Below are 12,098 nucleotides of genomic sequence, written 5' to 3' on the forward strand. Positions count from 1 at the left end.
GGATGTTTCTCTCATCCTTTAATAATAAGCATGAGAAAGGTGATGACCAAGCAACCAATTGATGCATTTCATTCGGTCATTACTGAGCCCAAGATTAGTTTAAAGAGGATGAAGAAATGAAAATTTTCAAAAATAAAATGTCAGCTCTACGTAACACTCTCGTAGGTGCAACACTGATTGTTACTGCTTCAAGTGCATTTGCACACGTGAAACTTGAAAGTGCAATTCCTGCGATCAATGCTTCTGTAGCAAGTCAACCAAAAAACATAACACTCAATTTTGGTGAAGAAGTCATGCTAATGAACGTTAAGTTACTTGATGCCCAACGTAAGGATATCCCTTTGAACTACCAAATAACTCATGATATGAAAAAATCATTTGACGTAGCGGTTCCAAAACTAAAAAAAGGAAAATATACGGTGGTTTGGACCACAATGGGTACCGATGGTCATAACATGAATGGTGAATATAATTTCACTATTAAATCGGCAAAATAACAATGAGTGAAAATAGTCAACATGCCAGCAGCTTGCTGGCATGTTGCTATAATAAAGGGAGAGAAATATGATTCCTGAGACTTGGATATACGCAACATGGTTGGTTAAAGTCATTCTATATTTAGGGATTGCATTTATTATAGGTGGTGCTTTCTGCTATTTCTTACTTGGACGTTATGTTGAAATAAAGGGAACTATTCTCAAATACATAACTATTGGTACAGGATTAGGTCTTTTTTCAAGTGTTCTCGGCTTCTTCATTCTTATAGGAAGTTTTGCCAACACTGGCCTTTCAGGTATGTGGGATAGCAACTATATAAATATACTAGTCAATACTCCTACTGGACATGTCTATATCATTCGATCAATCAGTTTTGCACTTTTACTCATATTTATGATAGTCAAACTTAGTAAAGGGACGATTGATATTTCCAAAACTGAAGGAGCAATCTTTACCATACTGCTCACACCAATCGTTTTAAGTTTTTCACAACTCGGACACGTCACGAATTTACCCTTATTCGCTCAAGCTTTGTTATCAATACATGTACTTGTAATGTCCTTATGGATGGGGTCGCTTTATCCATTATGGAAAACAAGCAAAAAAATTAATGGCTTACCACTTAAAGAACGTATGCATCTATTTGGGCAAATAGCAGCCTTTATTGTAGGAATACTCATCGCTTGTGGTCTTAGTATTGCTTTATTACTCTTTAAAGATTTTAATACTCTAATCAATACACCTTATGGGCATGGATTTATTATTAAAATATTATTTGTCCTAAGTATTTTATTGTTAGCAGCCTTTAACAAATGGTATTTCACACCTCGCTTACAAGACCCGAAATTTGCGAAACAATTGGGCTATGCCATTTTATTTGAGATGTCATTAGGTCTATCAATTCTTTTAGCCACTGGTTATATCACCACTGTAGTCGGTATTGAGTAAAAAAGGATCACGCTATGACTTCATGGATGAAGTACAATTTATTATTTTTCATTTTTTTGAATACGACATCATGGGCTGAACCTAGCACTTCAAAAACGATTCGCTCCTTAGATGATACCGAATTACGTAATATCACTGATCATAATCATGGCGACACCAAAGTCGAAGAGAATAAAGACCATCATTCTAAAGATAAACAACTACGTAATGAAGATAGTAGACAACAAAAAGTTATAAATGGATTAATGTTACAAAAGCCTAACGTACTACCGCCCTCCAAATAAACGATACTTAAGTAATGTTTATTGATTCAATAAGTAGCTCAAATTTTTTAATAAAAAATAGTAGCAATATTACTGTTGGGGGCTTCTTAGCCCCCAACAGTATTTAATTCAGAGCTTGAACCGACTGTTGCAACCCTTTCTGAATATTCTGCAAATGAGTTAAATCATGTATTTGCTGATGCTGTTCTGATTTAGGCTCATCCGTGTAAAACTCTTCAACAATATCTAGTCCCTCTTCTCCTCCCACCTCAAAACTGGCATTGCCGTAACCCTGCCGTGCCACATGATCTAACGCCTCCTGATAAAACCCTGCTGCCTTGCTCTGCTCATCCATCTGTTTGGCTGACGCAATCGCATCTTTTAGGCTTGTGCCATCACGTAAAGTTAAGTCCACGTAATAGATTGGAGTGCGGTAACTTTGCGTGGTGCTTTTACCTCTTAAAGTCAGTTGCAAAGGCAAACATGAAAGTAGATCACCTGATGCAGCATGGTAGTAACGCAGTCGTGCTGCCAAAGTGCGAATACTGTTAAAGCCCGTAGTTCTAAAGATGAATGTGCCAAACTCATCCGATTCATCTAGGTTGACGTAGAGTCTGCCATAGGGTTTACACAAACCACTTTGTGCCAATGGGCATAAATCAGGTGATGGGCATGGATGTTGCTCAATGCCATTTTGCCCCAGTCGCTGACAGGTTTCCCCATTGCCTGAGCAGATTAAACGTCCTGTTTGTCGGTCAAATAAGCTGTACTCTGCCCGTAAGTTCAATTCAGGATCATTGAAGATCATACGGACGGGAATGCTTCTGAGTTTTTGATTCGGTGCTTTGGCACGTAGTTGCTCATCCAATGGATGTTTCACCCAACCATCCTTATTCTGAATTTGACTGGTAATGGTAAATTGGTCGTCCTTTTCAGGGAGTCGTTTGCCATTCTTTTCGACAATTTTGCCAATACTGATACGACCTAAAACGGGTGGTGTGATTGCTAAACCTTTAATCATGTTGATGTCCTCTATAGTGATGTTTAAATTTGGGTAAATAAATTTTAGGCATAAAAAATCCCATACCTGTGGGGCATGGGATCGGTTGGTTTGGGTAGTGGATTTCGGTATCTCCGTCTTATCCACCATTGGGGTAAATCTGAAAGCGTCGTGTGCCTGCTTTGGTTTGTGGAAATTGCTGTAAGTATTCAGGATGCTGCTTAAGAAGTGCTTTACTGTCTAGGCTGATAGAGTCTTGCGCCTTTTTCCACGTCACCGCCCCACCTGTAAAGACCGCTCGCTCTGCATCTTTCATCAACATTTGTAATCGATGTTTGAGTTCATCAAAATACTGTTGGTGTTGTTCAACTTTATGTCGCTCCTCTAACATTTGATTAAATAGGTAGTTGGCTTGTTCATTTTGGGTCAGGTCTTCTACTGTTAGTGGGATCTGCTCTGGGTAAAGTTGCTGCAAGGCTTTGGCTGCTGAATCCGAAGCATCTACACTTGGCGGAATACCTGTTTCAACACATTGCCAGAAGTGACGTTCTGCATTAATGATGTGTTGAATGACAGTCTCGTTACGAGTCACCTTATAGATTTTGGTTTCATGTCCACAGATCAAGGCACAGATATGCGCTGCCTGTTTACCTGTCACAGCTAATTGATGCTGTACCTGACAGAGCACATATAAAGGCACACCATCTCGCCATAACTTAGAACCATATTCCCCTACAGTTTTACATTCCAAGATTTGAACCTCTTCACTACCCACCACGGTATAGTCCAAATTGGCGAGCATAAAGTGTTTGTCTTCATCAGGGTGTTGTAACACTGCATTGACCCGACGCACCTTATTGTTGGTGTGCATGCTGTAGTATTCAGCCACCAAAGGTTCAAGTTGCTTGCCCCAATACAAGGGTGCATAGCCTGCACTTTCATCTTCAATGTTTTGTTGCATCCGTCCTGTTTTGATCATCCATAATTCCAACATCGACATATAGGGATTGAGTCCACAAGCGGTAGCGGCATCACTGCTGCCAATGCCCTGTTTTCTGACTTCGAGCCATTGCTGGTAATTGAGCTGTTTAGTATTGGCAAGGCGTTTGGCTGTAGGTGCTTTGGTTTTTCGTGGCTGTTTATTTTGAGCGTCGGTTGTGTGACTCTGTGGATGACGTTTACTTCGAGTTCCCACTTCCACTTGCTGAGTGGGTTGATCTAAGTGTGGTGAATAAGGCTGTAGTGGTGGATGGTTTAAACTGTTTTGAATTTGGGTATGGCTATTCATATTGAATATTCCTGTATGAGTAAAATCGTAAAAGCTAAATTTCGGGCATAAAAAAAGCCACATTTGGGGAAATGTGGCAAAAAAGTGAATCTTGATTTTGAGGATGTCTTTATCCTAAATACATCCGCTCTCGGTTGAACATCTAACTTTTGGCGATGTTATTGAGCAACTCAGGTTCTAACATAAAAAAGTCTTTGCCAAAGTGCTCTAAAGCCAAATCGGATACATTGATCTGATATTCAATATCTCCATTTAAAAAGCTTTGTGACTTTTGGATGGAGCGTTCCCAACCAAAGGTCTTACCACACTGGGTGAGCAAGTATTGATAGACTTTTGCATCATTAATCCTTAATACGAATGCATCATCGGCTAACTGTTGAATTGAGACATTTTTAGAATATTGCACGTCAATCATGATCTACTCCCTAGAATAAATGACCAAGTGAATAACAGTTATCATTATAGAAAATTGATCCGATTTCAATCACAAATCTATATTTTTCTATAACTATGAAGAGCTTAGTACATATTTATGGCATAAAAAAACCACATCAGGGGAGATGTGGCGAAAAGTGTCACTGTGCTTCTACAGTGTTACCGTATGCTTAGGCTAAAGGAGCTGGCTTAACTGAAACTGAATGAATGGTATGCTTTTCTTAACTAACCATTCTCAATGCCTGTTCGAGACCACGTTGCTTGATCGCAGCTCCCGCTCCAAACCAAGCTGAATCGAGTCGGTGATCAGTACTCATCGCTCGACGTTCGTGGTCACAAAATTCGGTGATGCTGCACAGCAATCCATAAGCGGTATCCTTGGCTGAACTGAGTTCTGCCCCTCGTCCATGTCCGTTAAACATGGTCATAACTTTCGACATCGCTCGTCCATTCGGTTCAGTTTTATTGTCGGCTTTACTTACTGGGGTGACGCCTTGATTTGGCATGGCTGCATTACGATAGAACTGAATAATGCTTTCATCCTGTTCTGCTGTACTGAGACTGGTGTTATTAAACACCGCATCAAAGTAGGCTGCCGCTTCCTGCTGGGTCACTTTACGCTGACTCAATTGTTTCATCTCATACATGTGTTCATCCCATGCACGGACTGAAATCCCCAATTGCTGTTTGACTTTCTCCGCATCGAACTTGGTACTGTGCGGAACTTTAACCACACCTGAACTATTATTCTGTCCTTTGAGGGCAATCGCCAAAGTGTTATTACACACCACGCGGATCGAAGTGAATTGTGCTGTCGTTGCCAGTGTGCCATCACAAGCTGTCGCTAAAAGAATATAACCATTGCTGACATCTTTACCTTTTAAAGCTGAACTTTGTCCTGTTTTCGCCAGTGCCCAGAATTTCTTGCCACCTTTGAGTACGCCTGCGGTTTCCAATTCAAAACCTGATTGTTCGGTCAGGTCTTTATAGAAGTGTAGGATTTCCATCGGTTGCACTTCCTGAAAGCGTTGACTGACCACTGATAAAGGTGCATGAGTATCCGAGCGATATAAAACCCGTTGTTCTTCAAACGGCATAATGATGCTCTGCCCACGTTGGTTCTGTGCCATGTAACTAACATCGGAGGATTCGATGCGCCAGTCCATGCCTGCCTGCTGTGCCCAAACTTCAATCGGTTGGTTTTGGGTGAGTTGATTGCCTAGTCCATGCCAAGGGGTTTGACCGACATACGCCATTTGTTCAATTTGATGTGCCATAGTAAATCTTCCTAAAATAAGTGTGTGATATAAAGTTTTAAAGCATGTGTAAATTCAACGATGTAACCGTGCAAAGGCTCAGATGTGATTACTTCGCCCATGCAAAGGTGCGTTGACAATCCAAGCAGAGATAGTGCTCGGCATTGCTGTAATACTTTTCAAAGCAGTATTGACTGACCACAACGAGGACACCGCCGATGACCACGCCGATCGCCGCACCAATAAAAGGTGAAACGCCTGCTTTTTTAGCGACCTGCATACCGAACAACGCCATTTGTGTGGGGGAAATACAACGTTGTAGTTGTTCAAAATAATTAAAGTTGGGATTGCCTGTATCAGTCTGTTGAACATGGACAGACTGACAAAAGGGACAGCGAATAAGAGACATTGAATATTCCAAATAACGTGAGGGCATAAAAAAACCGCATCCCTTAAGGACGCGGTTTGGTGTACAGCTTAAATTGAGTGTTTTGGCTTAACGTTGAACGGGGTTATTGAAAGCTATAGCTTGCAGTGCCTTGGTCGGTTTCAACATCGACACGTACCACATTGTCATAGCCACAACCTGTTAATTTCAGGTTTAAACGCAGCCCCATTTTAAAATGTTGTGGGTATTCCAACGATCGACGATAGCCTTCATAACCGCATTCACCATTGTTGATCAGCACATTGGTCACATCGATCGGATCTGCACTGTTAGAACGGATCGTCAATACTGTAGCGGACTGATTTTGCGCATACCAATTACTGGTGTCTTTCACATCCAGTTCAACCGTAAAGGTATTCGGATCAAGGCCTGAGCTGCATCCAACGAACATCATGCTGATTGTCGCCGTCACTGCCACGAGGATGGGTTTTAAATATTGCTTCATCACATTCATCCTGAGCAGTAATTATAGCTGACCTTATAGTCGCCTTGATCCATGTCAGTGCTGACCATGTGAATTTCACAGTCTTTGCCGACCTTGAATTTGTAAACATAATAGCGATTACCGACTTGTTCCGACTCAAGCGCACCACGTGACAAGACTTGTATTTGTTGACTGGATTTCCCCGTATCTTTCGCAATTTTATCGACAACATATTGCTGATATCGACGAATATTTTTTTGTTCAAAATCAGGAAGCTCAGCATAAGCCATCATGTACTCGAGTGTTTCTGCTGCTTTTAAGTTCTGATCAAACTCAAAGCTGAGTAACTCAGGTTCATGTTTGGATGTACTTGGGTTCTGGGTTGCCTTAGTCAATTCTTTAACATCAATCCCATCCACTTCCGCTGCGGGGATCTCAGGTGATCCTGTCTCTGCTGAAGCTGCAACAGATGCAGCAACAGATGCAGCAACATCTGACGCTTGTATCGCACTGGCATTGTTATCGGCAATATTTGTTTGAACAGGTTTTTCTACAGCATGTTTAGGACTAAAGAAATAAAAGCCCGCGATACTGATCAGAGTCAATGCCAATATCGCAGCCAAGCCCAATATGGTTTTCTGGTTCATCTCACTGCTCCCCGTGTTTAGTTAGGCACTGAAACTTGACCATTCTTGGCATTGAAATAGACAAAGCGTGGACAACCACCTTGGAAGTTCACCGTGAAATTACGCCAGCCCCGATTACCCGGATTGGTTTTATACATACATTGATATGCCCCACCACCCAAGTTACGCGCTTGGACAAAATACGCTTCACTTTGTGTGGCAAACCAGCCTGCATGTGTCCATGAGGCTGTGGCAAATAGAGTTGAAATCAGAGTGGTTTTTAGGAATGTGTTGATCATCATCATTTTCTCTTTTTATAGGCATCACCTGTCTTGGTCTTGATCAGACGCGATGTTCCCCATGTCAGTTATGTTTGAATGAATTTCTCTGTTTTTTTGGAGTGTTATAGACGATAAAGCACACGAATCTACGACCCTCAAAACAGCATGAGAGATTCATCTTCATCTCGGTAATATGTACTTGAAAAAGTTTTATTCTTAGAAAGTCATCGACACAGCGATGCATGTACTACAAGCACAGCACGAGGTCTAATCACCGCTATGTTGTAGATAGGGTGCAAACATGAAAAAAGAGAAATGTAAAAGACGGTCTTGATGTAAGCGCATGGCGTACTCCTTGTGTGAAAGAGTTCTACCAAATTACTGCTAAATAATGGTGGCAGAACGAGAGAGGGTTAGCAGACTGACACACAAGAATCAGCACGCACAAGGCGTCCCTCCCTCGCCCTACCGCAACGGAGGAGGAACGAACGAGTTCGCCACCAAAAAATTACTTTTTTGATGTGCTTGTGTGTAAATGGGTCTGCTAAAACCCACTGACGATGTAGGTCAGCAGGCTAAGGATAATCTGCACGGGGTAGAGCGTCAAGCAAGTACAGGAATGTAATATGAATTTTTAGCGTCGTACGGGTGCACCGTGAAACCATTTAAAACCTTTAGGATAAACACATATCCTATTGGCTAAACCTTCGCTACTGGTTTCTCGATCAGGCATCTCGTCTAAAGCACTTAAAGGGTCTAAAGCTTGATCCAGAGCATTCCTTTGAATAATCAGTTGATATTCGTCTTCATGTTGATATTGCTGGAAATCTACCAGTGGACAAAACGAAATCCCCCTATATTGAGTTACCCTTTTCCAGCAAATATCTATTTCTCGACTATACACTGAAGGTTCGCCATACAATAAGGGATCGAGGGTCAGAAAGAATTTCACAACATAGCGTTGATCAACCCGAATAACCTGATAAAACGTAAATACGACTTGGGCGTTATACCAAGAGAGTTGTTTGAGCTGCTTTTGAAAATGATAAAACAGCTTATTCCAATCAGAGATATTAACGTATTGATTGTGGAGTCCTTCTAGATTTAATTCAAATTTCAAATCAACAGCATTGGGATATATTTTACTCACCGTACAATAGGATTCACGAATTTTGTCGATCTGCTTCGTGTAATACTGATTATACTGTTGGAGTTGTTCTAAAAAGCTTGCACTTTTAAACAGCTTATTTAGTCGCTTCAAAATTTTATCAATATGTGCCGATGCTTGATCATTATAATGAGCAGCTGTGGTAGCACTCTCCATTGTAAAATAGGGAACACCTGCTTCCAGTAATACACTGCTATAAGCACGATAAAAAGCATCCACCCAAAATGAAAACTTGTGCTGCCCTCCACAAGCCACCATCAGGATACGCCAATCATCAAAGTAGCTCATCAGTGCTTGTTTTAACTCCTGATTTAAAGCATTTTGATAATCGTTGAACTCCATACCTTCTGGAACCCGCTCAAACTTGAGTCGTTTGTAATGCTCAATCATGTTCTGTTCTAAGCGTACAGCTGTAAATTCTAATGCTAAATTACTCATGTGTTGTCCTATGAATGAATTGATTTCATAGAACTGGCACATTCATAATTTTTTAAACCAAACCTCCTCTTCCAGCTTTGCTAAAGCGGTCTGCGTATTCCATTCTTTGATTCTTCTATTTTCCTCAGTATCAGGTATAGGGCGACCGTGATGCTGATAATCTCCTTTATAAAAAGTTCTACGTCCTTGTGGTTTAACCAATAACGTCTGCCTGTATTTTTCAGGATCACTGAGATATGCAACGGTTCTTAAAGCATTATTGCCTTGATCAGGCTCTGTACGACGTATAATACCAATCCCCAAAGTACCTTGATCGAGATACTTCTTTTTGTTTTCTGTCGTGTTGTTATTCCATCCATAGCCTTTTCCAAGCGTGATCTCCTGCCACTTTTCAATCACCCATTTAGCAATGTTATAATCGTTGCGATATTTGGACTCATTAATAACCAATGCCAGATGCACATGAAAGCCTTTGGTTATTCCATGCTCTAGCGCAATCGCATAAGTCAAAAGTGCATCAAAATATCCATTCTTATCCGTAATCAAATCACGTAGTTTTTCGATATGCTGATAGAAGTCGTGTATCGTAATGTCTTTCAAACGATCTCTGGAATAGTATAAATCCACCCTGATCACCAATACTTCATGATAGGCTTTAATTGCACCTTCGAACTCCTCAAGTAACGCCACTCGATTCAATTCTTTCCGTCTTGTAAAGCTTTTGATCTCCTCATGTATCAGCCCTCGATGCGCATGCAGGATTCGTCTTAATGCCTTAATTTCGCCTATAGACAACCCTGATAGATATTCACCAAAGCTAAGTATTCCACGCTGACTATTGACGTACTCAGTGACTGCAATAAACGCCCTAATCGATGCTGCGTACCCAATCCCTTCTTGTTTAAACGCTTCAAATGCACACCATAAGTATTCTAGGTTGAAAATGAACGCTTCATTCGACATATCAAAATTAAGACATACATCCACAAAGGTATGAATGGCATACATCACCCCTGCCTGATCATCTAAATCGGATTGCAACACGTTGAACTTCCTTAACTATGATTAACGTCATAGTTAAGCAATCGACTTATTTTTTTAAATGGAGTCCTTATCTAGAGTAAGCTCGAGTCATCCAATATGCACATGTATCGAATAGTGATCTCATCCTGCATTGATTATTGATCAATCGCATCATGCATATTCGGATATCTGTTTAGGTATGTAAGACATATCTCATGGTTCTTGTTATGTGTATGAGTAATCATTATTGTATTGATATATCTCGTATTTATAGTTCTATTATCTATCTTAGTATCTATATTAATTATTAATTATCTATATTAATTATTAATAGTATATATTACCGTCTTAGTCCAAGAGCAATAACAATAGCCCAGCCGATCAGCGCGATTTCTAAATCTTCGACCAAGCTAGGCCTTTTATATATTTTAGCGTTACGATAGTTAAGTCAGAAAAATGGTTTTCGACTGAAATTTCATATCAGCTCAACGACTGTATTTTAAAAAGTTAAAGCTGTACAAGATTGATCCAACAAACCAAATAACTTTTGATTTTCTATGGTCATCTCAACCTCTTCTTGGACTTTCCTATACACCTTTCCATCAGATTCAAAGGTAACAATAAATAGCTGGTCTTGCTTTATAGAAGCCGAAATATAACCACTCATTTGCATCTTGTCAGTTAATGGAATAGGACTGATGTCACCAAATTGTTGCTGAACAGGGTCTATCAAATGAAGCGCTTCGTTTTTAAGTAAATATTGCGTGATAAAGCTGTAAATCTGTAATTGGTTGGTTTCTAAAATTTGTATAAGTTCATTCTTTGGAATTTGGTAAGTTGAGTTAGCATAAGAGTCAAAATCATTAAAACAAAGATATTTCTTGAATTCTGGAATCTTTTCATACAATGCTAAATCATCAAATAGATCTATTTTACTCGACCAATATAATTGACCAGCTGGCAAGTATTTAGTGACATACTTAAAAATAAATTCTAAGCGTTTTAAATTATCTATTTGGTTGTCAGCTTTTTTCAGTCTGATGCTTGACCTGAATTTAGAAATATTCATCTTTATAGCAAAGTTGTCACTAAGCCCTGAAGTAAAATCAAACATTTCAAAATACTTTACTAAAGCAGAAATATCATTTTCAAATTGGAAAGCATTTAAATCTTGAATATATTGTAACATCTGAATCTGTGATGATAAAAATAGCTCTGGCTTATCCAATTTATTCAAAACATCTAAGGCTTGTACTAACAAATTCTGAGTTGCTGGATTCTTTATCAAAAAATATTTTTTGTATCGGCAATATTCACCCCATATTGGATGTGATAAATTAATTAAATAAATCGCTGAAGTAAAATTGAGAAGCGCATTGTCTAATGTACCATTTATTTTAGACCTTAATATTCCAAACGAGAAAATTTTATCTAAAGAGCGTAAAATAGAATGCCTATTCATGCCTGTATAAAGACCTAACTCATGCATACCCACTCTAAGAACTACCCCATTCTCATCACTATTGACAACTAATGTAAATAATACAAGCCATGCCTTATAGTCAATTTTCAATAGTTTATCTATTTGGCTTTGCAGATGGCTAATTCTTACATCATAAATAATGGTCAAAAGTTTATAAATAAATCTGAATAAATGACTATTATGCTTCTGTACCTCTATCTGGCGTTTAATTAAATTTCTATATCTTAAGTCATTATCACCATTTAAAATATAACTTATCTTCACTCTATCATTTGAAATGGATTCGAACATCCCTGTATTAATAAGCGATTGAATTGAGCTTCTAAGCTTAACTGGATGGATGCCTATCTCTTTTGCAAGTGTAAGTGGCACACTCATATCTATTGCTTGATCAAAATACTTCAACCATAGTCTAAAAAAGACAAACCTATCTAAAGGTCCCAAGCTATAGTCTAACGCCCTAAAGAGGACAACAGCTACAGCCGTAGTTTGCGAAATATTCATAAAACGCACTATTAT

Annotated in this window: 14 protein-coding genes; 3 read left to right on the forward strand and 11 right to left on the reverse strand. The window is 39.4% G+C overall.

The window, feature by feature from the left end; translation table 11 throughout:
• Nucleotides 1-116: 116 nt before the first annotated feature.
• From F981_RS13285 to F981_RS13295, 3 genes are all read left to right on the forward strand, one after another.
• The gene (locus F981_RS13285; protein ID WP_004722340.1) at nt 117-497 is read left to right on the forward strand and encodes a copper resistance CopC family protein; all 381 of its coding nucleotides are present in this window, start codon (nt 117-119) and stop codon (nt 495-497) included.
• A gap of 67 nt (nt 498-564) precedes the next feature.
• A complete protein-coding gene (locus F981_RS13290) occupies nt 565-1,446 on the forward strand; it encodes a copper resistance D family protein (RefSeq protein ID WP_004722341.1) in 882 nt (293 codons plus the stop codon).
• 14 nt (nt 1,447-1,460) lie between these two features.
• The gene (locus tag F981_RS13295; protein WP_004722342.1) at nt 1,461-1,730 is read left to right on the forward strand and encodes a hypothetical protein; all 270 of its coding nucleotides are present in this window, start codon (nt 1,461-1,463) and stop codon (nt 1,728-1,730) included.
• Nucleotides 1,731-1,833: 103 nt separating this feature from the next.
• On the opposite strand, the gene F981_RS13300 is transcribed toward F981_RS13295, so the two are convergent.
• From F981_RS13300 to F981_RS13350, 11 genes are all read right to left on the reverse strand, one after another.
• Nucleotides 1,834-2,730, reverse strand: a complete 897-nt coding sequence (locus F981_RS13300; protein ID WP_004722344.1) for a recombination directionality factor — start codon at nt 2,728-2,730, stop codon at nt 1,834-1,836.
• A 118-nt stretch (nt 2,731-2,848) separates the two neighbouring features.
• Complete coding sequence (locus F981_RS13305) at nt 2,849-3,997, reverse strand: YqaJ viral recombinase family nuclease (RefSeq protein ID WP_004722345.1); 1,149 nt, start codon at nt 3,995-3,997, stop codon at nt 2,849-2,851.
• A 142-nt stretch (nt 3,998-4,139) separates the two neighbouring features.
• A complete protein-coding gene (locus tag F981_RS13310) occupies nt 4,140-4,412 on the reverse strand; it encodes a hypothetical protein (RefSeq protein WP_004722347.1) in 273 nt (90 codons plus the stop codon).
• 241 nt (nt 4,413-4,653) lie between these two features.
• Nucleotides 4,654-5,709 carry a DUF932 domain-containing protein gene (locus F981_RS13315; RefSeq protein ID WP_004722349.1) on the reverse strand — a complete coding sequence of 352 codons (1,056 nt, stop codon included), beginning with the start codon at nt 5,707-5,709 and terminating at the stop codon, nt 4,654-4,656.
• A gap of 88 nt (nt 5,710-5,797) precedes the next feature.
• Nucleotides 5,798-6,097, reverse strand: coding sequence for a hypothetical protein (locus tag F981_RS13320; protein WP_004722351.1), 300 nt, complete (start codon nt 6,095-6,097; stop codon nt 5,798-5,800).
• Nucleotides 6,098-6,200: 103 nt separating this feature from the next.
• Nucleotides 6,201-6,581: a hypothetical protein gene (locus F981_RS13325; protein WP_004722354.1), complete on the reverse strand. Its 381-nt coding sequence runs from the start codon at nt 6,579-6,581 to the stop codon at nt 6,201-6,203.
• A 5-nt stretch (nt 6,582-6,586) separates the two neighbouring features.
• Nucleotides 6,587-7,207: a hypothetical protein gene (locus tag F981_RS13330; protein WP_004722356.1), complete on the reverse strand. Its 621-nt coding sequence runs from the start codon at nt 7,205-7,207 to the stop codon at nt 6,587-6,589.
• A gap of 17 nt (nt 7,208-7,224) precedes the next feature.
• The gene (locus F981_RS13335) at nt 7,225-7,485 is read right to left on the reverse strand and encodes a hypothetical protein (protein WP_004722358.1); all 261 of its coding nucleotides are present in this window, start codon (nt 7,483-7,485) and stop codon (nt 7,225-7,227) included.
• Between the two features lie 616 nt (nt 7,486-8,101).
• Complete coding sequence (locus tag F981_RS13340) at nt 8,102-9,073, reverse strand: hypothetical protein (protein ID WP_004722360.1); 972 nt, start codon at nt 9,071-9,073, stop codon at nt 8,102-8,104.
• 42 nt (nt 9,074-9,115) lie between these two features.
• Nucleotides 9,116-10,117, reverse strand: coding sequence for a YagK/YfjJ domain-containing protein (locus tag F981_RS13345; protein WP_004722363.1), 1,002 nt, complete (start codon nt 10,115-10,117; stop codon nt 9,116-9,118).
• Between the two features lie 478 nt (nt 10,118-10,595).
• Complete coding sequence (locus tag F981_RS13350; protein WP_004722365.1) at nt 10,596-12,083, reverse strand: hypothetical protein; 1,488 nt, start codon at nt 12,081-12,083, stop codon at nt 10,596-10,598.
• Nucleotides 12,084-12,098 lie beyond the last annotated feature (15 nt).

Origin of the sequence: Acinetobacter guillouiae CIP 63.46, from assembly GCF_000368145.1 — a bacterium.
GTDB classification, from domain to species: Bacteria; Pseudomonadota; Gammaproteobacteria; order Pseudomonadales; family Moraxellaceae; genus Acinetobacter; species Acinetobacter guillouiae.